Source organism: Paenibacillus dokdonensis (assembly GCF_004916975.1).
In the GTDB taxonomy this organism is placed as follows: Bacteria; Bacillota; Bacilli; order Paenibacillales; family Paenibacillaceae; genus Paenibacillus_AQ; species Paenibacillus_AQ dokdonensis.
Window position 1 is genome coordinate 1,170,242 of sequence record NZ_STGQ01000001.1, and the last position, 24,806, is coordinate 1,195,047.

Annotated in this window: 20 protein-coding genes; 15 read left to right on the forward strand and 5 right to left on the reverse strand. The window is 48.2% G+C overall.

Annotated elements, in window-relative coordinates:
- Positions 1–8: 8 nt before the first annotated feature.
- From E6W40_RS05295 to E6W40_RS05305, 3 genes are all read left to right on the forward strand, one after another.
- A complete protein-coding gene (locus E6W40_RS05295) occupies positions 9–215 on the forward strand; it encodes a DUF1657 domain-containing protein (protein WP_136604529.1) in 207 nt (68 codons plus the stop codon).
- Between the two features lie 172 nt (positions 216–387).
- Positions 388–1,038, forward strand: coding sequence for a phosphatase PAP2 family protein (locus tag E6W40_RS05300; RefSeq protein ID WP_246072883.1), 651 nt, complete (start codon positions 388–390; stop codon positions 1,036–1,038).
- Positions 1,039–1,161: 123 nt separating this feature from the next.
- Positions 1,162–2,238 carry an AI-2E family transporter gene (locus E6W40_RS05305; protein WP_136604530.1) on the forward strand — a complete coding sequence of 359 codons (1,077 nt, stop codon included), beginning with the start codon at positions 1,162–1,164 and terminating at the stop codon, positions 2,236–2,238.
- A gap of 81 nt (positions 2,239–2,319) precedes the next feature.
- Here E6W40_RS05305 and E6W40_RS05310 read toward each other — a convergent pair whose 3' ends face one another.
- Positions 2,320–2,826, reverse strand: coding sequence for a hypothetical protein (locus tag E6W40_RS05310; RefSeq protein WP_136604531.1), 507 nt, complete (start codon positions 2,824–2,826; stop codon positions 2,320–2,322).
- A 219-nt stretch (positions 2,827–3,045) separates the two neighbouring features.
- Between E6W40_RS05310 and E6W40_RS05315 the strand changes: the two genes are divergently transcribed.
- Complete coding sequence (locus E6W40_RS05315) at positions 3,046–4,095, forward strand: aromatic acid exporter family protein (protein ID WP_136606840.1); 1,050 nt, start codon at positions 3,046–3,048, stop codon at positions 4,093–4,095.
- An 80-nt stretch (positions 4,096–4,175) separates the two neighbouring features.
- On the opposite strand, the gene E6W40_RS05320 is transcribed toward E6W40_RS05315, so the two are convergent.
- The 3 genes from E6W40_RS05320 to E6W40_RS05330 are packed head-to-tail and all read right to left on the reverse strand — an operon-like array spanning position 4,176 to position 6,935.
- Positions 4,176–5,270: a sensor histidine kinase gene (locus E6W40_RS05320; protein WP_136604532.1), complete on the reverse strand. Its 1,095-nt coding sequence runs from the start codon at positions 5,268–5,270 to the stop codon at positions 4,176–4,178.
- On the reverse strand, positions 5,263–5,961 hold the full coding sequence (locus tag E6W40_RS05325; protein ID WP_136604533.1) for a response regulator transcription factor: 699 nt from the start codon (positions 5,959–5,961) through the stop codon (positions 5,263–5,265). The genes E6W40_RS05320 and E6W40_RS05325 overlap by 8 nt, the downstream gene beginning before the upstream one ends.
- Before the next feature lie 26 nt (positions 5,962–5,987).
- Entirely contained in the window at positions 5,988–6,935 is a 948-nt protein-coding gene (locus E6W40_RS05330; RefSeq protein ID WP_136604534.1) for a D-alanyl-D-alanine carboxypeptidase family protein, read from the reverse strand.
- Positions 6,936–7,129: 194 nt separating this feature from the next.
- Between E6W40_RS05330 and E6W40_RS05335 the strand changes: the two genes are divergently transcribed.
- Both E6W40_RS05335 and helD read left to right on the forward strand, forming a co-directional pair.
- Positions 7,130–8,953 carry an adenine deaminase gene (locus E6W40_RS05335; protein ID WP_136604535.1) on the forward strand — a complete coding sequence of 608 codons (1,824 nt, stop codon included), beginning with the start codon at positions 7,130–7,132 and terminating at the stop codon, positions 8,951–8,953.
- 231 nt (positions 8,954–9,184) lie between these two features.
- Positions 9,185–11,542, forward strand: coding sequence for an RNA polymerase recycling motor HelD (gene helD, locus E6W40_RS05340; RefSeq protein WP_136604536.1), 2,358 nt, complete (start codon positions 9,185–9,187; stop codon positions 11,540–11,542).
- A 71-nt stretch (positions 11,543–11,613) separates the two neighbouring features.
- Here helD and E6W40_RS05345 read toward each other — a convergent pair whose 3' ends face one another.
- A complete protein-coding gene (locus E6W40_RS05345) occupies positions 11,614–12,540 on the reverse strand; it encodes an AraC family transcriptional regulator (protein ID WP_136604537.1) in 927 nt (308 codons plus the stop codon).
- A 141-nt stretch (positions 12,541–12,681) separates the two neighbouring features.
- On the opposite strand from E6W40_RS05345, the gene yicI reads away from it, so the two are divergent.
- From yicI to E6W40_RS05390, 9 genes are all read left to right on the forward strand, one after another.
- Positions 12,682–15,003 carry an alpha-xylosidase gene (yicI, locus tag E6W40_RS05350; protein ID WP_136604538.1) on the forward strand — a complete coding sequence of 774 codons (2,322 nt, stop codon included), beginning with the start codon at positions 12,682–12,684 and terminating at the stop codon, positions 15,001–15,003.
- A gap of 106 nt (positions 15,004–15,109) precedes the next feature.
- The gene (locus E6W40_RS05355; protein WP_168928830.1) at positions 15,110–16,120 is read left to right on the forward strand and encodes an aminoglycoside phosphotransferase family protein; all 1,011 of its coding nucleotides are present in this window, start codon (positions 15,110–15,112) and stop codon (positions 16,118–16,120) included.
- Positions 16,121–16,198: 78 nt separating this feature from the next.
- Positions 16,199–17,470 carry a bacillibactin exporter BcbE gene (gene bcbE / locus E6W40_RS05360; RefSeq protein ID WP_136604540.1) on the forward strand — a complete coding sequence of 424 codons (1,272 nt, stop codon included), beginning with the start codon at positions 16,199–16,201 and terminating at the stop codon, positions 17,468–17,470.
- Between the two features lie 446 nt (positions 17,471–17,916).
- Positions 17,917–18,429: a PepSY domain-containing protein gene (locus E6W40_RS05365; RefSeq protein WP_136604541.1), complete on the forward strand. Its 513-nt coding sequence runs from the start codon at positions 17,917–17,919 to the stop codon at positions 18,427–18,429.
- A gap of 177 nt (positions 18,430–18,606) precedes the next feature.
- A complete protein-coding gene (locus E6W40_RS05370) occupies positions 18,607–20,676 on the forward strand; it encodes a bifunctional aldolase/short-chain dehydrogenase (protein ID WP_136604542.1) in 2,070 nt (689 codons plus the stop codon).
- A gap of 123 nt (positions 20,677–20,799) precedes the next feature.
- Positions 20,800–21,549: a (Fe-S)-binding protein gene (locus tag E6W40_RS05375; protein WP_136604543.1), complete on the forward strand. Its 750-nt coding sequence runs from the start codon at positions 20,800–20,802 to the stop codon at positions 21,547–21,549.
- Positions 21,527–23,032 carry a LutB/LldF family L-lactate oxidation iron-sulfur protein gene (locus E6W40_RS05380; protein ID WP_136604544.1) on the forward strand — a complete coding sequence of 502 codons (1,506 nt, stop codon included), beginning with the start codon at positions 21,527–21,529 and terminating at the stop codon, positions 23,030–23,032. Before E6W40_RS05375 ends, E6W40_RS05380 begins: the two co-directional genes overlap by 23 nt.
- Positions 23,029–23,754: a LutC/YkgG family protein gene (locus tag E6W40_RS05385; RefSeq protein WP_136604545.1), complete on the forward strand. Its 726-nt coding sequence runs from the start codon at positions 23,029–23,031 to the stop codon at positions 23,752–23,754. The genes E6W40_RS05380 and E6W40_RS05385 overlap by 4 nt, the downstream gene beginning before the upstream one ends.
- A 268-nt stretch (positions 23,755–24,022) precedes the next feature.
- Positions 24,023–24,790, forward strand: a complete 768-nt coding sequence (locus E6W40_RS05390) for a DeoR/GlpR family DNA-binding transcription regulator (RefSeq protein WP_136604546.1) — start codon at positions 24,023–24,025, stop codon at positions 24,788–24,790.
- Positions 24,791–24,806 lie beyond the last annotated feature (16 nt).

Below are 24,806 nucleotides of genomic sequence, written 5' to 3' on the forward strand. Positions count from 1 at the left end.
GAACTTATATGACAGTTTCATCCCAGGTTAAAACAACCCTCGCTTCTTTGAAGAGTGCTCAAGCCAGCTTGGAAACTTTTGCGCTTAGCACACAAAACCAAGATGCCAAGAACCTGTTTACAAATGCAGCACAGCAAACCCAGCAAATCGTGCAGCAAGTAGAAAGCAGAGTTCAGCAATTGGAAACAGAAGAGCCGCAGTACAAAGGATTCTAGTTTGACGAGGGTCTTGTTACATACAAGACATGACTCAGGAAAAGCATCGGCGCTGCCGGTGCTTTTTCCTTTACATATAACGGTGTCCCGAGGCGTGACAAAAGGAAGGGGTTTGTGGATAATAGGGAAGGATCAAATACTTTATCCAATAGTTGGGAGGACATTTTACATTATGGATATACAGCATCGTCGGTTAAAAAAGCTGGCAATGACCAGCCTGATTCTTGGCATATTATTTGTAATCGTAACGATATTAATTGTAACAAGCCATATTGCCTGGTTTGACAATGCAGTCATTTCGGCGGTTCAAGGACTGGAGACGGACTGGCTTACCTCGGTTATGAAGTTCTTCACCTTCATCGGCTCCTCACTGATGGCCACCATCTTGTCTGTGCTCGCTTTTTTCTTTCTGATGGTCGTCATGAAGCATCGCCGCGAGCTGATCATGTTCCTGGTTGCAGTAGGAGGATCCGAGATCTGGAATGTGGTTCTCAAAAATATCATTCAGCGCGCAAGACCCAATACGCACCGTCTGATCGAAATATCCGGCTACAGTTTCCCCAGCGGGCATTCCATGGCGGCATTTTCCTTGTATGGTGCGATTACCTTTTTGCTGTGGAGACATATTCCATCATTTGCGGGCAGAGTGGTCATGATCATCGTTGGTGTCGGTCTGACACTTTTGATCGGGATCAGCCGGATTTATCTGGGCGTGCACTATCCGAGTGATGTATTCGGAGGATACCTTGCTAGCGCGACCTGGCTGATGATTTCGATCGGTTTGTTCGAAAAATATTGGAGACAACCAGGAATTGTGAAATAATTCGCTTTGGAAAGCCATAAAACTTGCATGAAAATGGTATGCTCGCGTAATATGATGTCATAGAGGATTTTACAGCATACTGTAGAGAAATTTTGGAGATAAAAGGAGTCTGGTTGCGAAACAATGACGTCTATGAAAGATTTTTTTCAACATTCCGCCGTAAAAAAAGGCGTGGTACTCGTTCTGCTTGTCCTGGTTCTGTACTTATTCAGAAGCATGATGAATCTGATCCTGATCACATTTATCCTTACATACCTTGTAAACCGGCTCCATTCGTCCATAACCCGTCGGTTAACAAACCGGATGGGCATTAGCAGGAAAATAGCGCTCATTCTGATATACGCTCTGTTTGTGGCTGCTCTGTCGATCGGGACATATCAATATGCACCCAAGCTCATTGCGGAGTTGAACGTTCTGATCAAGCAGGTGATTTATTTCTACAGCAATCCCCTGGTGCTCACAGATAATAAAGTGATGAATTATATTTTGGATTACATACACAAAATTGATTTCGCCGCCTATATCAAGCAGGGCTATGGTCTGCTGTCCAACACCATTTCGAATGTCGGCAAATTTAGTTTGAATATTGCCCTGGCGATCATCATGAGCTTGTTCTTTATGCTTGAAAAGGAAAAGGTGACGAACTTCACGGAAAAATTCAGAACGAGCAAGTTATCCTATGTATATGATGAGCTAGCTTACTTCGGGAAAAAATTCACCTTCTCCTTTGGCAAGGTCATCGAGGTGCAGTTCTTGATTTCCGTGATTAACGCTGGCTTTTCTACACTGTTCTTGTGGATCATGGGTTTTCCGAATCTGTTTGCTCTTGGGCTGATGATTTTCCTGCTCGGACTCATTCCGGTTATGGGTGTCATCGTCTCGCTGGTTCCTCTGTGCGCTATCGCTTTTGGCATCGGAGGCATTCCTAAGGTCATTTATATCTTGATCATGGTAGCTGTTCTGCACGCGTTTGAGGCGTACGTGATGAATCCTAAGTTTATGTCCGACAAGACGCATTTGCCGATTTTTTATACCTTTGCGGTTTTGATTATTTCCGAGCATTTCTTCGGAGTTTGGGGGCTAATTCTCGGAGTACCGGTGTTTATGTTTCTGCTGGATCTGCTCGATGTGCCTGTCTCCAACCCGCCGAAGAATCCGCCGCCTGCTCAGCAGCAGGAAACGAAGCCTACTAGCGGGTAAGACACATTCCTGATGAAAAAAATCCGCATAATAAAATCCTAACGCTGCCGTTAGGATTTTATTATGCGGTAATAGGCTTTTCTAAATTTCCGAATGGGCTGCAGGCAATCTGCGATCCTGACGCGGATGGTAGACATGCTGCGTGAAGCGTTTGAGGGAATCAGGCAGTTTTTTCTTCATCTGATCTGCTTGCTGCTGTGTCATTTTACCGGCTTTAACCGCGTTGTCGATTTTAGCGCTTTGGACAACGGTAAGCTTTTGTACGAAGACTTCAGCGTCCCAGTTCTTTTTCTCCTTGGCGATCTGCTGGAGTGATTTGCCCTGCTTCCATTCTTTCTTAAGATCCTGCTCTGTCATGTCAAGCAGGGTGGCTGCATCCTTGAACAGCACGAATTTTCTGCCATGATGGCCATGGCGTCTATGACGGCTTTCATCCTGCTGATCCTTCTCGGCGGGAGGAGTGACCTCGGCGGGAGTTGTCACATTGGTTTCAGAAGCGGCACTGACTGTATGCGCAAAGGAGAACCCTCCTGCAGTCAGGATACAGGAGAGAGCTCCCGCCATTAAAGTTTTTCTGAAATTGTTCATCTGGTCACCTCTTTGATGTTATGGTTATTCTTTCATATTCTGTATTTATTATGGGCCTAATTGGATAAATCATACTTCTTTTTTCAAAACAGCCTCTGTGAGCGCTTGTATCATTACGACTGACAACGGGTAATATTCCGTATGTAGGAAGAAAACAGCAGCGGCCTGATTCACACGAACTTGTTATTCATGATTATAGAGATAGGAGGAGATGCAGCCGTGACATTCGGGGCGCGTATGCTGAAGACGGGAATCGCCGTCACGCTCGCACTATATATCAGCCAGTGGCTACATTTATCCTCGCCGGTTATATCGGCTGTAGCAGCCATATTTGCAATGCAGCCGTCCATTTATCGTTCCTGGCGTTATTTCCTGGATCAGCTCCAAACGAATACACTTGGTGCCGTGCTGGCATTGATTGCTGGTTCCGTTTTTTCCAATGAACCTATAGCAGTCGGACTTGTCTGTATTATCGTCATTATGATTTGTTTGAAGCTGAAGATGGGGGACACCATTGGTCTGACTTTGGTAACAGTGATCATTGTCATGGAAGCATCGGGACAATGGCAATTTGCCCTGACCCGGTTTTCACTGAGTTTGATCGGCATTGTGTCCGCGTTCCTGATCAATATTTTGCTCTTTCCACCGAAACCGAAAATGCAGTTTACGGGACAAATCCAGTCGACCTTCAACCAGATGTCACTCCTGATGCGAACGGCGATTTCCGATGAGATTAAAGAGAATATTTTTCGGGATAAGAAAAGGGCGTTAGAAGATTCGATCAAGTCGTTGTCGGATAAGTACAAGCTGCTGGAAGAAGAGCAGAAGAAGCTGAAGCGCGCCAAATTCAGCCAGACACGGCATCTCGTCGTGTACAAGCAAATGCTGAATACGCTGCGTAAAGGGCGGGAAGTGCTTGATGCGGTAGAGGAGCATTATTTCCAGTCTGAGCGGTCACCGGAGCTGGATACATATTTCGATCAGCAGCTGGAGAAGCTGATTAAACTGCATGAGCATGTACTGCTTAAATTCGACGATAACCTGAAGCCAAGCAGCTTGGATTCCTGCATGCTGCTGGAAGAAAGTGATGATTTTATCAAGCAGGTACTGGAATATGCGGCTGAGCAGCCGGAGAACAGACTTCGTCTTTCGATCGTTGCATCCACCATGTATGACTATGGATATCAGCTGGAGCGGCTGAGCCGTCTGGTCGAGCATTACCACAAAACAGATGATGAAGCGTTGTGGTTATCCTGGCTGAAGCGTTAAATGAAAGAGGCTGTCCCAAAGGTCTGAAAATAGACTTTCGGGACAGCCTCTTATGGTTTACTACTGTGTAAGATCACTTATTAAAGCGGCAGACGGACGATAAATTCGGTCTGCTGGGGATTGCTGACGGCTTCAATACTTCCCTCATGGAGCTCGATGATACTTTTGACGATTGCGAGGCCAAGTCCTGCGCCTCCTGTATCGATGGAACGGGATTTTTCCACCCGGTAGAAACGGTCAAAAATATAAGGGAGATCCATAGACGGAATCGGGGATCCGAAGTTGATGATTTTGATGACCGCCTGTTTGCCTTCCCTCTCGATTTGTAGCTGGATTCGTTTGCCTTCCATCCCGTAGCGCATGGCGTTTGTGATCAGGTTTTCGAAAGCCTGCATGATTTTATCCCCGTCTCCGTTGATTAGTAGCTTCTCCTGAGGTGAAATGAGTTCAATTTCCATTTTGTGGTTTTGGATCTGGAGTTTGAATTCTGCGGTCAGTTGTCCGATGAGCTGCACGAGATCAATGGAAGTGCGGTTTAATGGAATCTGGCCAAAGCCCATACGTGTATAGTCGAATAAGTCTGTCACAAGCCGATTCATACGCTTGGATTTTTCATAGGCAATATTAACGTAATACCTCAGCTCAACCTCATCCTTATATTTATCCTCTTCAATTAATCTCAGATAGCCGATAATGGATGTCAGTGGGGTCCGCAAATCATGGGATACATTGGTAATGAGTTCATTTTTGGCCTGCGTAGCCATTCGTTCCTCTTGAATGGAGGTTTGCAGATGCTTCGCCATCGTATTGATTTGATCAGCAAGCATGCCAATTTCGTCATTCGATTGCACCTGAATCCGTTCGTTCATATTGCCACCCGCCATCCGTTTAACGCCGGTGATAATGCGAGTCAATTTTCGTGTTGTGCCCCAACTCAGCAACAAGACGTAAAAGATAAACAGGAAAATGACCACAACCGACTGCCACAACGAAAAGCCGACAATGTTGTTTAGGCTGATGATTTTATTAACAAGAGGATACAGCTGCTTGAAATTCGCGAAATACAGGTTGCTCAGTATGGAACGTAAAATAAAAAGTGTACCAAAGGTCAGGGCAACACTCAGAAAGAACATCAGGATAATCTTCCACTGCAATTTATTAAAGATACTACGCATCGATTTTATAACCTACTCCCCACACGGTTTGAATCAGCTTATAGCCGAGCTCCTTCTCCAGCTTGTCGCGCAGATTGCTGATATGTACCATGACTGTATTGTTGGATACATAATACTTTTCCTTCCATACCTGCTGAAAAATTTCCTCTGCACTGTAGACACGACCCGGATGTGAGGCAAGCAGTCCAAGGATATCGAATTCACGGCTGGTCAACTGCACGTCCTTACCGTCAGCCGTAACGCGATGAGTGCTGCGGTTAATCTCTACACTTTGGATTCGGAGCACTGAATCATCGGCAGGACGGGATTCCGTATTGTATTGAAAAGTGCGCCGCAGCAATGTTTTGACCCTCACCGTAAGCTCCAGTGGATTAAAGGGTTTGATCATATAATCATCTGCACCGGTCATCAGTCCGAGAATTTTGTCCATATCTTCGGTTTTAGCGCTCAGCATCAGAATCGGGATCACAGAGGCTGTATCACGTACTTGTCGGCATACCTCCAGCCCGTCCACTTTGGGCATCATGATGTCCAGTACAATGAGATCAAACGCTGCTCCGGGGCTATTAAGCAGCTGCAGTGCTTCTTCGCCGTCATGGGCACAGATAATATTAAAACCTTCGTTTTTTAAATAAATGGAGATCAGATTTGCTATTTCCTTGTCGTCATCTACGACTAATATATTTCTCATGAATTATCCTCCAAGCTGAACTGTTGTTAACGGAATATAAGTGCCGCCCGGTTCAGCCATCTGCCCATACCGGTTCCTCCGTTGTTGTCGAAACCGTAGTTGAACATTTTGGCAGCATCCTCAAAGCGCTTACCGGTATTGCTTGCTCCCATAACCACCGCAATGAACCGTTTGCCATTCCGTTCAGTCGTCCCCGTGAAGCAGTAGCCCGCGCTTTGGGTATATCCCGTTTTGAAGCCGTCATTGCCGCTGTAAGAAAATGCTTCACCTGGCAGCATCGAGTTGGTTGTATGCAGTGTCAGCTGCTTTTCAGGAATGTACAAATCCGTTTTTTCGGTTGTTTTTAATATCTCCGGGTAAGTACGAATCAAATAACGTGCCATCTTGGCCAGATCTTTGGCTGTCATTTCAGTCTCGCCGTCGGAAGAGGCCGATTTAAAGGCTTGCAGATCGGCTGAGGATAAGCCGGTAGCATTGGCAAACACAGAGTGGGAAGAGAGGCCGATATGATCCGCCATCGCATTCATTTGTTCCACAAATGCTTCTTCATTACCCCCGATATGCTCTGCAAGCGCGATTGCTGCGTCATTGGCGGAATGGATAACCATTGCTTCGAACATCGTCCGGAGCGGCAGCGCTTCACCGGAACGAAGTCCGATTTTGGCGCCGGTCACCTGGGCAGCATAACGGCTTGCCGTAACCGGTTCATCCCAGGAGTTATGTCCTTCATTTACGTTTTTCAGCACTAGCAGCTCAGTCATCATTTTGGACATACTGGCAGGCGGCAACGCCGCGGAAGCATTATGTTCATAATATACTTTTCCCGTCTTTACATCCATAAGAACGGCAGCAGACGCGTCGATCTTAAACATTGGGATGCGTACAAAGGTCACAGATACAGCAAGGACCAAGACAAATAGCAGCGTCAGCAGAAGAACAGGTTTCTTTTTCCTTTTCTTTTTAATCACTCTCATCAACATCATACCCCGTTCGTTATATTACCGTTTATTAACCACTATTAACATCATAACCACGACTTTTTAAGTGCCTACAAAGAAAATCTTAAGAACAATAAAGATTTGATTTTCATTCCTGACCGGTTGTATGATGGTTGAACTAAGCAAGACGTGGCAAGCTAAGAATGGGTATAGAGAGATGGAGGGTTTACATGAAAACAGCAGCATGGGGAAGACGTCCTCTCGCGGATTGTGTGCCGGAATTGGTTGCAGCCGCACGTGGAGACAAAAAAGCAACGCTGGTGATCCAAAATGTCAAATTGGTTAATGTGGTATCCGGCGAAATATTGCCGGGGATGTCCATTGCAGTAAAGGACGCGAGAATTGCATATGTGGGTAAGGATGTCAGCCATGCGATAGGAGAAGAAACTCAAGTTATTGATGCGAACGGAAAATATGCTGCTCCTGGTTTGTTGGACGGACATTGTCATATCGAAAGCACGCAGATGACGGCAACGGAATTTGCCAGAGCTGTGCTGCCGCTCGGAACGACGGGAGGATTCTTTGATGCGCATGAAATTTCCAATGTGTTAGGTCTGGATGGGCTACGGTTTATGCTGGAGGAAGCCAGATCGACGCCGTTAGCAGCGTATATGCAGGTTGCCTCTTGCGTGCCGTCGACACATCCGGGACTTGAGACGACAGGCGCTTTTATCGGCCCGGAAGAAGTGGCTGAGGCACTGAGCTGGGGAGAGGATATGATCGGGCTTGGAGAGGTCATGAACTTCCCAGGCGTGGTTTACGGTGACGATAAAATGATTGGAGAAATCCAGGCAACACTGCGTGCGGGCAAATATGCAGACGGCCATTTTACCTGGAAATCAGATGATTGGCGTCTGCCTGTTTATGCTGCAAGCGGTGTTAACGGTGATCATGAATGTGTTACTGCAGAGGATGTTATTGAGCGCGTCCGGCTTGGTATGTATGCTAAAATGCGTCAAGGCTCGGCTTGGCATGATGTCGCAGCTACCATCAAAGCACATACGGAAGGCGGCCTGGATACGCGGCGGATGATTCTGGTTACCGATGACCGCAGTTCGGAATCCCTGATGAATGAGGGCCATATGAACTTCGTTGTGCGTCATGCGATTGCGCAAGGAGTCAAGCCGGTCACTGCCTTTCAGATGGCTACGATCAATACGGCTGAACGGTTCGGAGTGTCGCGGGACATCGGCGCAATCATCCCGGGCGCATATGCGGATGTGATTCTGCTGGATGGAAATTTGGCGGATGTGAAAGTAGTCATGACGATTGCCGCAGGAAAAGTGGTCGCAGAGCATGGACGGATGACCACAGAATGGGAGCGCTATGACCTCCCGGCACTGGCTTTTAACACGGTCAATTTAGGACGCAAGCTGAGTACTGAAGATTTTGCCATTATCGCACCGGTTGCTGAGGGGAAAGCTGAGGTCCGTGCTATTGAAGTCGTGGAAAATCACGTCGAAACCATTGAAAGACAGGTTTGGGTGGATGTGGAAAACAGCACGGTAAAACTTGATCCTGCAAGCGGCCTTTGTAAAATGGCGGTTTTCGAGCGCCATGGTAAAGGCGGGGGTCATGCGCTGGGAATTCTGACTGGAATCGGCTTTAATAAACCGGCGGCCATCGCAATGACGGTATCCCATGACAGCCATAATCTGACGGTTATCGGCAATGATGATGAGCTCATGGCTCGTGCGGGCAATATTGTAGCCGACATGCAGGGTGGTGTCGTGATGCTGACCGAGGATGGGGTATCTGAGTTTCCGCTTACCGTTGGCGGCATCATGTCGAAAGAGCCGTTTGAAACGGTCGCCCGCCAGTCTGAAGACATCAGCCAAGCGTTGATCCAGGCCGGATGCCCGCTGAACAATGCATTTATGACCTTGTCGCTGCTCGCGCTGGTTGTCATTCCGGAAATCCGTTTGTCCGACAAAGGACTGGTGCGGATATCTGCCGATGGTATTGATATCGTACCTTTGTTTACCGGAAAATAAGACATATCCAATATGCAGAACATAAACTTCATTACTTGTGTGTAACATAAAACATGATGACAATAGAAAAGGGGAGCCGTCGGCTCCCCTTAAAATGTTTGATTTTCATGTGCATTATTGATAAAATAGATCATACGGCCCTAATAAAGGGACAGTGTTCATAGCGATTCCTTTTCTATTATAACATTTGGAAAAGAGAATGTCAAATATATAAAGGGGATGAAGACAGGCATGGACTTGAAAGATCAGGATTGGCAGCACGAACAACAGCGGGTCGACAGTGTAACCGGAAAAATTGCTGCCCGCAAGGGAACGCTTGAAGCGGAAGTGGGCCTGGTTCGGGGCGATGTGGTTGAGCTGCGTAAGGATTTCTGGGATGAAGTCAGAGTCAACTTCAGCAGCTCCGATGATCTGGGAGAAACGTCCACCAGCTTGCGTCAGCAGTCCCAAGTGCTATCTGAGCGGGAACATGCGCATTTACAGGCCTCGGAGACACTAAAAAAATTGAAGCTTCTGGTCAAATCGCCTTACTTCGGGCGGATCGATTTTACTGAAGAGGGACTAGAAGGGAAGGAAACGATCTATTTGGGGATCGCCTCCTTTCTGGATGATGATCAGGAGACTTTTTTGGTATATGACTGGCGTGCGCCGGTATCAAGTCTTTATTATGACGGTGCTCCTGGTGCAGCAGCTTATCAGACGCCAAGCGGTGAGATCAGCGGTATGATGGAACTGAAGCGCCAGTTTGTGATCAGAGACGGAAAAATCAAGGTTATGTTTGATACAGGCGTCACGATCGGCGACGAACTGTTGCAGCAGGTGCTCAGCCATTCCTCGGATAACCAGATGAAGAGCATCGTAGCGACCATCCAGAAGGAACAAAATGCGGTAATCCGCAATGACAAGAGCCGGATGCTTGTGGTTCAGGGAGCGGCGGGCAGCGGTAAAACCTCGGCAGCGCTCCAGCGGGTCGCCTATTTATTGTACAAATACAAGGGAACTCTGAAAGCAGATCAGGTCCTTCTCTTTTCTCCGAACCCGATGTTCAACAGCTATGTTTCGACGGTGCTGCCTGAGCTTGGGGAAGAGAATATGCTGCAGACAACTTTCCAGGCCTATTTGGAACACCGCATCGGCAGGGAATTCGATCTGGAGGACGTGTTTTCCCAAATGGAATCGATTCTAAAAGCCGAGGAAGGCCCATGGTTAACGGTCAAACGGGCATCCATCGCCTATAAATCCTCAACACTGTTTCTGGAAACCATCCGCCGGTTGAAGGATCATCTGGAGCAAAGCGGCATGAAATTCAAGCCGATTCGTTTCAAAGGCCGACTGATCGTATCGGAACAGGTTATGCTGGAGAAGTTTTATGGTTATGATTCCTCCGTGCGCCTGGCCAACCGGGTTGAACTGATGCGTGACTGGCTGCTTAAGGAGCTGGCCCAGTTCGCCAAAAATGAACGTCAGGCTCCTTGGGTGGATGAGCAAATTGAACTGCTTGATCCGGATGAATACCAGAAAGCCTACACACGTATCCGTCGCAAGCAGTCCGTGAAGAAGAAGGAGACCTTTGACGACTTTGACCGCGAACGGAGCCTTCTGGCTAAAATGGTTGTGAACGAATGGCTGAAGCCGGTACGCAAGTGGATCAAACGGATGCGGTTTGTGGATGTTAAGACAATGTATGAAGAACTTTTAACCGACAAGCAGTTATTTCTGAGTGTCAGTGGCGGCCATGGGCTCCCGGATGAATGGGAGGAAATGGGCCTTCAATCGATTCAGATGATGAAGGAGGGAAAACTGGCATATGAAGACGTCACCCCTTATTTGTATCTGCAGGATCTATTGAAGGGCTTCCAGATAAACAGCGTGATCCGGCATGCCTTTATCGATGAAGTACAGGATTACTCTCCATTTCAGCTGGAATACGTTAAGAGAATTTTCCCTCGTGCCCGTATGACAGCCCTCGGAGATTTAAACCAGGGGATTTATGCGCACACGGATGTACTCGGTGGCAGTCTGGAGTCGTTGAAGCAGCTGTATGGGGCAGATGAGACCGAGGTCATCTCGCTGACCCGCAGCTACCGCTCCACGCTGGAAATCGTTGATTTTACCCGCAGCATGATGCCTGGGGGCGAGTCAATCATGCCTTTCAACCGTTACGGTGAAAAGCCGCTTGTTTGCCTAGCAAACAGCAGGGAGAAGCTGCACAGCAGCATTGTGGATGATATCCGCCGCTTGAATGAGCAGGGCTATGAGCATACTGCGATTATTTGCAAAACCGCTGAAGAATGCGAATATGTTTACCAAGCGCTCAAAGATGAGCTGCCACTGAAGAGAATCGCCAAAACAACACCTTCATTTGTGACGGGTACGCTGGTCATTCCATCCTACTTAGCAAAAGGCGTCGAGTTTGATGCGGTTGTCATTTATGATGCTTCTCAGGAAGCCTACGGCAGGGAATCCGAGCGCAAGCTGTTCTATACGGCTTGTACCCGTGCCATGCATCAGCTTCATATCTATAGTCTGGGAGCACCATGCAAATTTATTGAGGATGTCAGCGGGGATAAGTATACGCTGCAGTCATAGCTGTATTCTGAAGGCGAGCAAAAACCCCAGGGACGTTGAGTCTCTGGGGTTTTTCTATAGCTTAATCTTTCTCATCGGATGGATGTCGGCTCGGTTAGGATGACTGCCACCTTTTCGTTAAAAGGCTTGCGGTACCTAGAGGGAGTACAGCCTTTCATCTGTTTAAACACCGTGATAAAATAGCTCAAATTGTCAAACCCGCTCTCCATGGCAATATCCACGATTTTCATTCCGCTGTTTTCGAGCAGTTTACAGGCTTTTAGTATCCGGTAATGATTGATGTATTCCACTGGGCTTTTCTGGGTGAGTTGTTTAAAAAAACGGCAAAAATGGCCTTCACTCATGCTGATTAAACCAGCTAAATCCCTCAGCCTCAGCGGCTCTGAATAATGGTCGTGGATGAAATTCAAAACCGTTTTAAGCCGTTCGACCTTATCCGGGCTGCCTGATGGGAGATGCAGCCCGCGGTCTGTGGTTTGTGGATGTATGAACATTCTTGCGAATATCAAATAAAGATGAGCTTTGGTGGACAGCTCGTACGCGGGCAGCCGCTTCTCATTGTCTTCGAGAATGCGGTTCAGTGCGGCCAGCACTTCCTTTTCCCATAAGCATTCACCTTTGATCAGAGGCTCGGGCTGAAAGCTTTTATCCAATAGCGGACCGATATATTTTTCCTGGATGACGTCAAAATCAGGGCTTGTGAGTAAATCAGGGCTGAAAACAACAGCGGAAAAGACACAGGGGGAATTATCGTCAAGAACACCAGCATGAAGCTGTCCGCTGTTCACAAAAATGGCCTGCCCTTCATGAGCTTCAACATACGTCATATCAAGCTGAAACACCGCTTGGCCTTTACGGATAACGATAAATTCCATTTCATCATGCCAGTGACAGTCCAGAATGCTGTTTCCGTTTAGCTGCTCGATATTAGGATAGATACTGACCGGATACATGGGATGGCCATGAACACGATCTTCCCGGAGCATTTCACGATTCATGGACAGCACCTCCCTGTTATATTTGAATAGTTTGTTGGTTGTAATATCAAAATACTGATATATATTATCAAAATATCATGAGAATTACTCTGCAAATATCAATATTATCATATTATAAACAATGAAGCAGGAGGGATTCAAATGAAATTTACGGACGGATATTGGCAGACCCGCGAAGGATATGAAGTGCAAAATCCGGCGGACATCCGGGATATTACACAATCAGGCGATACCCTGACGGTCTATGCGGCAACCAAAGTAATCGCGACCAAAGGAGATACGCTGAACGGTACGCTGCTAAAAGCAAGCTTCAGTTCCCCGATGCCGGATGTCATTAAGGTCAAGCTGAATCACCACAAAGGTAAAGTGAATTCAGGTCCGGCCTTTGGCATCCATGAACTTGAAACACATGTGAACATTGAGATTGAGGAAGATCAGGCAGAGCTTTCCAGCGGAAACTTAAGTGTCACCGTGAACCGCAAGCAGGGCTGGAATGTGGATTTCCGCTTTGACGGCAAACGGATTACGGGGAGTGGATGGAGAGCGCCGGCTTATATCAAGAATTCGGATAAAAAAGCGTATTACCGAGAGCAGTTGGACCTTGGTGTAGGCGAATATATTTACGGACTTGGAGAACGTTTCACGCCATTTGTGAAAAACGGGCAAATCGTGGAGATCTGGAATGAAGATGGCGGAACGAGCAGCGAGCAGTCTTACAAAAATATCCCATTTTACTTATCGAGCAAAGGTTATGGTGTTTTTGTCAATCACCCGGAAAAGGTGTCCTATGAGATTGCATCCGAGAATGTCTCCCGTGTCCAGTTCAGTGTGGAGGGGGAAAGCCTTGAGTACTTCATTATTGGCGGAGGCAGTCCGAAAGCGGTGCTCGACAACTATACCAAGCTGACAGGCAAGCCTGCGCTTCCTCCGGCATGGACCTTCGGTCTCTGGCTGACGACCTCTTTTACTACCGATTATGATGAAGCCACCGTAAACCACTTCGTGGATGGTATGGCTGAACGGGATCTGCCTCTGGCCGTTTTCCATTTTGATTGCTTCTGGATGAAGGAATATCAATGGTGTGATTTCCAGTGGGACAAGGATATGTTCCCTGATCCCGAAGGGATGCTGCGGCGCCTGAAAGCTAAAGGTTTGAAAATATGCGCTTGGATTAATCCGTATATCGCTGAAAAGTCCTATCTTTTTGATGAGGGAATGAACAATGGATATCTCGTAAAAACAGCAGACGGCAGTGTTTGGCAGTGGGATATGTGGCAGGCAGGTATGGCGCTTGTGGATTTCACGAACCCGGCGGCGATTGCCTGGTATAAAGGAAAGCTGGAGACATTGATCGACCAAGGTGTAGACTGCTTCAAGACGGATTTCGGCGAAAGAATTCCGACCGATGTGGTTTATTACGACGGCTCCGATCCGCAGAAAATGCATAACTATTACACCTTCTTATACAATAAGGCCGTGTTTGACGTGCTGGAAGAGAAATTGGGAAAAGGTGAAGCGGCCCTGTTTGCCCGCTCGGCAACCGTGGGAGGCCAGCAGTTCCCGGTTCATTGGGGCGGTGACTGTTCAGCATCCTATGAATCAATGGCTGAAACACTTCGCGGCGGCCTGTCGCTTGGATTATCCGGTTTTGGCTTCTGGAGCCACGATATCAGCGGTTTTGAGAACACGGCTCCCCCGGATATTTACAAACGCTGGGTGCAGTTTGGGCTGCTGTCTTCACACAGTCGTCTGCATGGAAGCACGTCATACCGAGTGCCTTGGCTGTTTGATGAAGAAGCGGTGGATGTGGTCCGCGTATTCACTAAGCTGAAGTGCAGCCTCATGCCCTATCTTTTCCATTCTGCCGTTGAGTCAACAGAGCTTGGGCTGCCGATGATGCGTGCCATGATGCTTGAATTCCCTGAAGACCGGACTTGTACAGCGCTGGACACCCAGTACATGCTAGGTGATTCGATTCTGGTCGCTCCAATCTTTAATAAGGAAGGCGATGTGGAGTATTATCTGCCTGAAGGCAAATGGACGAACTTTCTCACGAATGAAATGCGGGAGGGTGGACGCTGGCATCAGGAGCAGCATGGGTACATGACGCTGCCAATGATGATCAAGCCGGGCAGCATTATTGCGGTTGGCAGAGAAGACAGCCGTACCGATTATGATTTTGCCAATGATGTTTCATTCCATCTGTTTGAGCTCGCCGATGGATCGTCTGCTTCAGCGGAGGTTGTGAGTATGAAGGGTGAGAAAGAAATGACTGCAGCAGCTGTACGCTCCGGTGATGTCATTGAACTGATGACGAAAGGAAGCAGCAAGTCATGGTCGTTTGTGCTCAGAGGATTAACCCAAGTGGCTGCGGTGGAAGGCGGTCATGCCGAGTCTTGTGATTGGGGCGTTAAGATCATTCCGGAAAAAAGCAGCACGACCCTCCGTGTGACATTGAAATAAGCGAATGTTTTAGTATAGACTCAACCATAGTAACCGGGTCAACCCTTCATACGTAAGTTTGAAGCGTTGGCCCGTATTTGTAATTGAAAATATGGGGTGGGTTAATATGTCGATGTCCAAAGAAAATCAATTTTCCAGTCTTTATGCACCAATAACGGATGAACAAATTTTATCAATCGCACGGGATACCTTTGGTGAAGGCTGCAAAGTAAAGCAAATCTCCCTACTCAAGGGAGGGCAATTCAATACAACCTATGTATTTGAAACGGAGGCACCGGAAGGGAAGTGGGTTTTACGGCTGGCTCCGGTTGAGCATGCGCACTTGTACTCTTTTGAAAAAGAGATGATGGCGGTAGAGGCTTATATTTACGGCTTGCTTCAAGCAGAGGATATTCCGAGCTCGCGCGTTATCCGATATGATGCTACAGGCAATTCGATAGCCAGACCGTACTTATTGATCGAATTCATCGAGAGTGTGCAACTGAATGATCCATCGATTTCTCCAGCGGAGTACAGCCGTCTGAAGAAAGAGCTTGGCGAGCATACTCGGCAATTACATGCGATTACATCCGACCGTTTCGGATGGCCGCAGCCGGACGGATCAATCCGTGGCTATGATAAGTGGAGCGGCATGCTGGTGGAGCTGGCTGCGGAAGTGGCTGAAAAATGCAGGAAGCATCACGTTTTTGAGGACCATGTCCTGAATGAATTCACAGCCGTTTTCAATGATAACCGTCCGTTGTTCGATGACATAACAGTGCCTTCGCTCGTACATAATGATTTGTGGGATCCCAATGTGCTGGTCAGCCGAGGTAAAGATGGAGAACTTCATATCGCTGCACTGATTGATGCGGACCGGGCTGTATATGCGGATCGGGAATATGAATTTATTGTTTATGAAAATCAACCGGACTTTTTGAAGGGGTATGGCTACGAGCTGTCCATGGAGGTTCGTCCGCGGGCCCGGCGCGTTGCGTATCAGATCATGATGGCTTTTTTATGCGCGTTTGTATACGAGGTCCAGATCGTCAAACCGGATGATGCAGACTGGTGCAAGCAAAATGGCTTGCAGCAATTGAAAGCTTTTCATGAGATTTGGGGCGAAAGAAACGCTTAACATTTAAAACCTGCATAGTTGCGCGCAAAAGAAACCACAATATAACGAGTTATTATTGAACGCAAAGGTGGTTTTGTCATGGAAGACAAAAAGTGGGACTTAGCGGCGCTTGCATCAATTCCTTTGATCATGACGCTTGGCAACTCCATGCTGATTCCCATTTTGCCGCAAATATCGCAGCAGCTTCATGTCAGCGCTTTTCAGGTCAGCATGCTCATAACTGTTTACGCGGTGGTGGCCATTCTTTTGATACCGATTGCAGGCTACTTATCTGACCGCTTTGGGCGAAAAACCGTAATCATCCCGAGTCTCATTATCGCGGCTGCCGGAGGAGCGTTGTCCGGTGTGGCTGCCTGGATGACGGACGGGCTTGCCGCTTATTGGATTATACTTGGCGGGCGTTTCCTTCAAGGGATTGGCGCTGCAGGTGCTTTCCCGATCGTTCTCCCGCTTGTCGGGGATATGTTCAAGGAAGAAGATGATGTCAGCAAAAGCCTTGGTATCATCGAAACCTCCAATACGTTCGGCAAGGTGCTGAGTCCCATACTCGGGGCAGCCTTAGCCAGCGTGCTTTGGTATTTGCCGTTTTTGAGCATTCCGGTGTTATGCGTCATATCCCTATTGCTGGTCCTGTTTTTTGTTAAAACCCCGAAAAAGAAAAACAAAAATGATAACTCCATCCGGCAATTTCTTTCTGACACGAAAAGCATACTGAAGGAAAAAGGAAGATGGCTTTACGCGATCTTTGCCGTCGGCGGAATTAGTATGTTTATTTTATTCGGTGTTCTTTTTTATTTATCGGAGACGCTGGAAAGCAAATATGGTCTGCATGGAGTGGTGAAGGGTCTGGTGCTTGCGATTCCGCTGGCGGTGCTTTGTCTGGCTTCCTTTGTCGCCGGTAAAATCATCGGGAAGAACAAAAAGCGGATGAAGTGGACCGGATTTATAGGTATGGCGCTTCTGACCATCGGTCTTGTCATTACCGGATTCAGCAGCCAGATTTATTTTGTGGTCACATTTTTTTCACTCTGCGGTGCCGGGATCGGCACGGCGCTTCCATGTATGGATGCACTGATTACCGAAGGAATTGAGCAGAAGCAGCGGGGAACCATTACGTCTCTATACAGCAGCATGCGTTTTATCGGCGTATCATTGGGACCTCCAGCGGTATCCCTGCTGATGAAGACCAACCATTGGATACTATTTGGTGTTATGGCGGTTATAGGAGCCGTTGGTGGTCTACTGACGTTGTTTGCCGTTAAGCCTGAGGAGAATAAGACGGATAAGCCGACAGAACACAAAACCAAGCCGCAGGCAGGCGTGTTGATGAAGCGTGCTAAAGCCCGCTAATGAATTTGCACGAAAAAGATTGTCATGTCTGAATGCTTAAGCCTATACAATATAGTGATGTCCCTGTCCCTTGCGCCATTGTTTCTCGGAAAGCTGTCGCAGCCGAGGAACGCCGCCCGAAGCTCCTTGGCCGGAAACTTGTCATTCGTTTAACGTTCGAATTGCATTGCTCGCTGAAGCCGCTGTTTTTTATTACATTGCCTTAGCTGTCGCTGAAATATCTGCTTTAAACAACGTATTAACATTTATTGCCGGTTAATGCAGCAATCGTTAATGATGAACTCGCTTCCGCTGTTCCAAGGGGAGGGACATCTTCGATCGAGCGAAAGCCCCAATGAAAATTTGGGGCTTTTTGGTATATTCTTATTTCCTTTTAAGGTAAGGTTAAGACTCTTTCTCTACAATCAGCTCTATGAATTGAAGTTGAAGAGTTAGGAGAGATATGAGTGATGAAAAACGTCCGTAAAATTCATTACTGGATCGGCATTATTGCTACTGTTTTTCTGCTGATCGAATCGGCAACCGGCATGATCATGTATTTTGAGGAAGGCGGAAAACGATCAGGGATTGAGAGATCCGGTGGGATGAACACATTCAGAAATTTTAATGGTGGCGGTCGAATTGAGCAGGGTACATCGAATGCAACATCCTCTTCCAGTGGTATGGATACCGGCACTTCTTCTGGACAAGCGAATGGAAGCATGGGGGCTTCAAATCAGGGTGGCTTTGCTGCGTCAGGCCGTTCAGGAGAATTTCAACGTCCGGGGAACTCCGGCAGTCTAGGGATAAGCGTTCGAAGCCTGCATCAAGGCGTTATCGGATTGATTAGCGGCTTGGCCATGTTTATTTTGACCGGAACCGGGGTGACCATGTCGCTGATGATTTGGAGGTCAAACCGTAAGAAAAAGAACCGGAGTCTAGTTTCGAAAACATCGGCTCCTCCGGGAAATATTCTGTAACTTAATGGATCTGAAATAGGCACTTTCAAGAGACCGCATCTGCTGCGGTCTTTTTTTATCTTTTAAAATTTTAAAAAATAGGTATAAAAACAAAAAAGTATCTGATATAATCAAATAAATTCAATCAAAAACAAATATAAACAAATAAAAACAAACAAAACGGGAGGCAAATCATTCATGGTAAAAAGCCAGTGGAATAACGAAGAAGCATCCAAACAACAAGCAGGGGTAGACGAACTGGTATATCGCTCTAATCTAATCGGCAGTGACCGGAGCGTATGCAACTGGGGCGGAGGCAATACCTCGCTCAAGACCATTGAAAAAGATTTCCGTGGTCGTGATGTGGAAGTAATGTGGGTCAAAGGCAGCGGTTCCGATCTGGCAACAATGAAGGCTCAGCATTTTACCGGACTTCGTCTGGAAGATATCAAGCCGTTGATCGAGCGCAGTGAAATGCCTGACGAGGAGATGGTCGCGTATTTGTCGCACTGCATGATGGACAGCAAACATCCAAGAGCATCGATTGAAACACTGCTGCATGCATTCCTTCCTTATCCACATGTGGATCATACACATCCGGATGCGATTATCAGTCTTTGCTGCGCGGATAATGGTAAAGAGATAGCCAAAGAGATTTACGGCGACACTTTTGTATGGGTGCCTTATATCCGTCCGGGCTTTACGTTGTCCAAAATGATCGCTGAAGGCGTACGCAATAATCCAAATGCCCAGCTCGTACTTATGGAGAAGCATGGTCTGGTTACATGGGGCGAAACTTCGGAAGCATGCTACAATCAGACGATTGCCATGATCCAGAAGGCAGAGCAATACATTAACGACCGCATTCAGGAGCCTGAGGTTTTTGGTGGCAGCCGGGTGGAAACGCTCGCAGAAGAGCAGCGTAAAGCGATTCTCTCGGAAGTGATGCCTGTCATACGTGGCGCGGTCAGCGACGTCAAGAAAATGATTTGTACTTATGATGCCGGGGATGATGTGCTTCAGTTCGTGAACAGCAAGAATGCCAAGGTGCTTTCTCAGGTAGGAGCAGCCTGCCCGGACCATCTGGTACATACGAAACGGACTCCGCTTTTTGTGGATTGGACGCCATCCGCTGAAGGGGCAGCAGAACTCAAGGAAGCCGTCCGCCAAGGCATTGAAGCTTATAAAGCTGAATATAAAGCTTATTTCGACCGCAACAAGCATGAGGGTGATGTGATGTTCGAAGCAGCACCGCGTGTGATCCTGATTCCAGGGATCGGTATGGTTAACACCGGGAAGAGCCTTGTCATGGCAGGAGTAAGCGGTGCACTGTACCACCGGGCGATTGCGGTTATGAAGGGCTCAACGGCTCTTGGCGAATTTGTGTCCCTAAACGAAAATGAATCCTATAATGTAGAATATTGGCCGCTGGAGCTTTACAAGCTGACACTGGCACCTGCAGAGGCGGAATTCTCCCGCAAAATCGCTTTTATTACTGGCGGCGCAGGTGGAATCGGCAGTGAAACGGCCCGCCGCTTTGTCTCCGAAGGGGCTCATGTCGTTCTGGCTGACCTCAATTTGGAGGGGGCCGAGAAAATCGCGGCCGAAATTAACGCACAATACGGCGAAGGCCGAGCCAAAGCAGTTAAGATGGACGTGACGAGCGAGGACATGGTTGTGGCGGCAATGGCAGAAACAGCAATAGCCTATGGCGGCGTAGACATTATCGTCAACAATGCAGGGCTTGCGACATCCAGCCCATTTGATGAGACTTCGCTGAAGGAATGGAATCTGAACATGAACGTTCTGGGGACCGGCTACTTCCTCGTAGCCCGTGAAGCGTTCAAGCAAATGAAGGAACAGGGTCTCGGAGGCAGCATGATTTTTGTAGCTTCGAAAAACTCGGTATATGCAGGCAAAAACGTAACAGCTTACAGCTCTGTCAAAGCGCTTGAAGCACATTTGGCCCGCTGTATTGCCGCCGAGGGCGGTGAGCATGGCATTCGGGTTAACACGATTCTGCCGGATGCCATTCTGCAGGGTTCCGCAATCTGGAACTCGGGATGGCGCAATGAACGTGCGGCTGCTTACGGCATCGAACCGGATCAGCTTGAGGAGCACTACCGCAACAGAACGATACTTTTGGTTAACATCTATCCGAAAGATGTCGCGGAAGGCATCGCCTTCTTCGCTTCTTCCAAGGCTGAGAAAACGACTGGCTGCATGCTGACGATTGATGGCGGTGTACCGGCAGCATTTACGCGCTAATATATAATATAAAGAATTTGCAATCATCCGATTTTTCGGAAGGAAACAATCCCCGTCATATTCACTGATTGGGGATTGATTTCTTCTTGTTAGACATGGAGGCAAAAGGAGGAGGAGCTTGAGATGAAAGTATCACTCTTTATTACCTGCATCAGTGATGCGCTGTTCCCGCCGATAGGAGAAGCCATGGCCGGTCTGTTGGCCCGGTACGGAATCCGTCTTCATTTTCCCGAAATACAAACCTGCTGTGGACAGCCAGCCTTTAACAGCGGTTATTGGGATGAGGCGAGAGCCTCGGCCAAAACGATTTTGGAAGCGTTTGACGACAGTGATTTTGTGATCGTGCCTTCGGGCTCCTGTACGGGCATGGTTCATCATTATTATCCTAAATTGTTTGAAAACGACGCGGTATTATTTGAGAAGAGCAATCGCCTGAAAGAAAAAACATATGAGTTCACACAGTTTCTCGTTCAGGTGCTGGGCGTGACGGATGTCGGTGCGTATTTTCCGCACAAGGTGACATACCATCCATCCTGTCATGGTTCAAGACTTTTGGGCATCAAGGAAGAACCGATGCAGCTGATGAGCCATGTAGAAGGAATGGAATTTGTTCCGCTCCCCTATGCTGAAGATTGCTGCGGCTTTGGGGGCACCTTTGCCATTAAGATGAGTGAAATCTCCGGAGCCATGGTAGAGGAGAAAAGCCAGCATGTGCTGGAAACGGAGGCTGAAGTCCTGGTTGGATTAGATATGGGCTGTCTGCTCAATATCGGCGGCAATCTGAAATTTCACGATAAGCCGGTCCGCGTGCTGCATCTGGCGGAACTTCTGTATGAAGGGGTGAAGAACCGTGAGCAAACCGCAGGGGTCTAACGTCAAGGAACGTGCCAAGTCAGCCCTCAAGGATGAATTTTTGATTGACGCCGTCAAATTCACGACGGAAAAGCTGAAGAACGGCAAAAAGGCTGCAACCGAAGAGCATGGCAACTGGGAAGAATGGCGGGAACGCGGCCGACTGATTCGGGCGCATACCATCTCACATCTAGATTACTATTTGAGCAAATTTATAGAAAATGCCCGTGCACAAGGGGTGCATGTTCATTTTGCACCGGAAGCGAAGGATGCTGCCCGGATCGCCATTGAAATTGCGAAGCACCGGGGAGCCAAGTCTGTCGTAAAATCCAAATCGATGGTATCGGAAGAGGTCCATATTAATGAGGCCTTTGAAGAGCTCGGGATCGAATCGATCGAAAGTGATCTTGGTGAATACATCATACAGTTGGCCAATGAGCCCCCTTCCCATATTATTATTCCGGCTATTCACAAAAATCGCTACCAGATTGCCGATCTGCTGTCCAAGGAAGCAGGAGAGACATTGCCGCCGGAGACCAAGATCTTGGCGGGCTTTGCCAGACGGAAGCTGCGCGATAAGTTTCTTGAAGCGGATATCGGGCTTACGGGCTGTAATTTCGGAATCGCTGAAACGGGAAGCGTAGTTATATTTGAGAATGAAGGCAATGCCCGTATGGTCAGCACCGTTCCTAAAACACAGATTACGCTGATGGGTATGGAGCGCCTCATCCCTTCCTGGGATGATCTCGAGGTTATGGCAACGCTTCTTCCCAGATCGGCTACAGGTCAGAAGCTGACAGTCTATATGTCTGGCATTACAGGACCGAGACGCGAGCATGACGGAGACGGCCCAGAGGAAATGCATATTATCATTGTAGATAACGGGCGTTCCCTGCAGCTGGGAGATCCGGAATTCCAGGAACTGCTGAACTGTATCCGCTGCGGAGCCTGCCTGAACGCTTGTCCGGTGTACCGTCATATTGGAGGACATTCCTATCCAGGAACCTACAGCGGCCCAATCGGAGCGGTGCTCACGCCGGCATTGAATAAGAATACGCAGGAATGGCATGATGTTGCCAATGCATCCAGTCTTTGCGGTGCCTGTTATGAGGCTTGTCCTGTCAAAATACCTCTGCATGATATGCTTGTCTACTTGCGCAACCGCAAAGTTGAACGGGGATATACAGCATCTGGCGAGAAAATGGCGATGAAGGGCTTCAAAATGCTGATGGGAAGCCATAAGCTGTTCCGGAAAGCGGTAAAGGCAGGTCAAATTGGACAAAAGCTTCTCGTACGGGATGGTTATATCCGCTCACAGATCGGTCCGCTGAAGGGCTGGACAGCATACCGGCATATTCCAGCACTGCCGAAACGTTCGTTCCGTGAGCAGTGGCCCGGTCTGTCCGCCGAGATCGAAAAATCGATACAGCCTATGTCAGGTGAAATGGAGTTGCGAATGGAAGAGATAGTTCAGGCGCGCAGGAAGGGAGGAGGTCACGCATGAGTAAATCCGATCCGGAATTTCTGTCGAAGCTAAGCAGGGAATCGCAGGCAGCAGAGAAGCTGTTTATCGGGAATATAGCCACCAGGCTGGGGCGTTCCGCCATCAGCCCGGCACCAGAGCATCCTTTTCGGGGAGCACCGGAGTTCTGGACCTCTTATGAGCTTGGACGTGAGGAGCAGATCGCCCGTTTTATGGGCAATTGGCAAGCAGCCGGAGGTTTTACCGAAAGGTTAGCCACGATGTCTGATCTGCCTGGGGTGATTGCCCGTATTCTCAGAGAGCAGAATGCCGGGTCCATGATCCGGCAGAATCTGACTGAGCTGGAGCAGCTCGGTTTGGAGGAGCAGCTGCCGGAGCTTCGGCATGCAGCCTGGGATGGTCTGGACGCTGAAGATTCCTTGCGGACAGCCGAACAGGCGGATGCCGGAATCGTCTTGGCTGATTTTGCCGTAGCCTACACAGGGTCGATTGTCGTTACCTCCTCTACCGATAAGGGGCGTTCGGTCTCGCTGCTGCCTAATATTCTGATTGCCGTCATTCCGGCAGATCGCATGCACACCCGTCTTGGGGAGGTCATGAGCCGTATCGCTTCGGTACCCGGCGAACAATTTCCGGCAGGCGTTCACTTCATATCGGGTCCAAGCCGGTCATCGGATATTGAGAATGATTTGACCATCGGTGTTCACGGTCCGGGCGTGGCGTTTGCCCTGATCGTCGGATAAAGGGTTCTGCCCGCTGTGTTTGGCGCCAGCCGCCGACAGCGGGCTCTTCTGTTCTTAAGCGGTCTGACTTCTGAGAATTTACGCCGATAACAATTTTTCTTTAGATAACAGGGAGCATTTACATCAGAGAATATACATCCTGTTATCGCAAGAAAAATTTCATTTAAAAGCGGTCTGACTTCTGAGAATTTACGTCGATAACAATTTTTCTTATAATGGGAATATACCAGCTGGCAGATGAAAGGCTGGCTATGAAAGTAGGGTAGCTATGTTAGTTGCGGAAAGATACGATAAAATCGTGGGACTTGTGAATGAGCGGGGAAGTATCCGTGTATCCGAGCTCAGCGAGCTGTGCGGAGTAACCGAAGAGACGATCCGCCGCGATCTGGACCGCTTGGAGCAGCAGGGCAAGGTTCGCCGCAGCCATGGCGGTGCCGTCAGTGTTAAAGAGGCGCAGGCGGAAACACCTTATTTTGAGCGTGAAGTGATGCATCAGGAGGAGAAGAAGCGAATCGCGAGAGCGGCGGTTGCATTAATCGAGCCGTATGACCGGATTGCGCTGGATGCCAGCTCGACGGCTTGGTATATGGCATCTATTCTGCCGGATATTCCACTTACGGTTTTGACCAATTCTATTAAGGTCGCGCTGGAGCTATCATCGAAGGAAAAGATAGAGGTAATCTCGACCGGGGGCAGCTTGGCTTCCAAATCCCTTTCTTATGTCGGGCCGATGGCTGAGCGGAGCCTGGAAGCCTATTATGTCGATAAAGCATTCGTATCCTGCAAAGGTGTTCATCCGGAGCGGGGGATCAGTGAATCGAACGAGCTGCAGGCGATGGTCAAGCATAAACTGATCAAGCAGGCCGCAAGCGTGTATATATTAGCCGATGCCAGTAAAATCGGGGTACAGGCCTTTACCCATGTTGCCGGATGGGAAGAGATTGATGTCGTGATTACGGACAGTCATATCAGTGCAGGAGATGCCAGGCTGCTGCGGGAGAAGGAGCTCAAACTCATCGTTGCCGAAGAAGTTTGAGGAAGACTGGAGTAAC

Coding starts and splice junctions, on each gene's coding strand:
- E6W40_RS05330 (WP_136604534.1), bottom strand. CDS start 6,935: ATGAGAGTGATTAAAAAGAAAAGGAAAAAGAAACCTGTTCTTCTGCTG.
- E6W40_RS05390 (WP_136604546.1), top strand. CDS start 24,023: ATGTTAGTTGCGGAAAGATACGATAAAATCGTGGGACTTGTGAATGAG.
- E6W40_RS05375 (WP_136604543.1), top strand. CDS start 20,800: ATGAAAGTATCACTCTTTATTACCTGCATCAGTGATGCGCTGTTCCCG.
- E6W40_RS05310 (WP_136604531.1), bottom strand. CDS start 2,826: ATGAACAATTTCAGAAAAACTTTAATGGCGGGAGCTCTCTCCTGTATC.
- E6W40_RS05305 (WP_136604530.1), top strand. CDS start 1,162: ATGACGTCTATGAAAGATTTTTTTCAACATTCCGCCGTAAAAAAAGGC.
- E6W40_RS05295 (WP_136604529.1), top strand. CDS start 9: ATGACAGTTTCATCCCAGGTTAAAACAACCCTCGCTTCTTTGAAGAGT.
- E6W40_RS05300 (WP_246072883.1), top strand. CDS start 388: ATGGATATACAGCATCGTCGGTTAAAAAAGCTGGCAATGACCAGCCTG.
- bcbE (WP_136604540.1), top strand. CDS start 16,199: ATGGAAGACAAAAAGTGGGACTTAGCGGCGCTTGCATCAATTCCTTTG.
- E6W40_RS05320 (WP_136604532.1), bottom strand. CDS start 5,270: ATGCGTAGTATCTTTAATAAATTGCAGTGGAAGATTATCCTGATGTTC.
- E6W40_RS05355 (WP_168928830.1), top strand. CDS start 15,110: ATGTCGATGTCCAAAGAAAATCAATTTTCCAGTCTTTATGCACCAATA.
- E6W40_RS05335 (WP_136604535.1), top strand. CDS start 7,130: ATGAAAACAGCAGCATGGGGAAGACGTCCTCTCGCGGATTGTGTGCCG.
- helD (WP_136604536.1), top strand. CDS start 9,185: ATGGACTTGAAAGATCAGGATTGGCAGCACGAACAACAGCGGGTCGAC.
- E6W40_RS05385 (WP_136604545.1), top strand. CDS start 23,029: ATGAGTAAATCCGATCCGGAATTTCTGTCGAAGCTAAGCAGGGAATCG.
- yicI (WP_136604538.1), top strand. CDS start 12,682: ATGAAATTTACGGACGGATATTGGCAGACCCGCGAAGGATATGAAGTG.
- E6W40_RS05370 (WP_136604542.1), top strand. CDS start 18,607: ATGGTAAAAAGCCAGTGGAATAACGAAGAAGCATCCAAACAACAAGCA.
- E6W40_RS05345 (WP_136604537.1), bottom strand. CDS start 12,540: ATGAATCGTGAAATGCTCCGGGAAGATCGTGTTCATGGCCATCCCATG.
- E6W40_RS05325 (WP_136604533.1), bottom strand. CDS start 5,961: ATGAGAAATATATTAGTCGTAGATGACGACAAGGAAATAGCAAATCTG.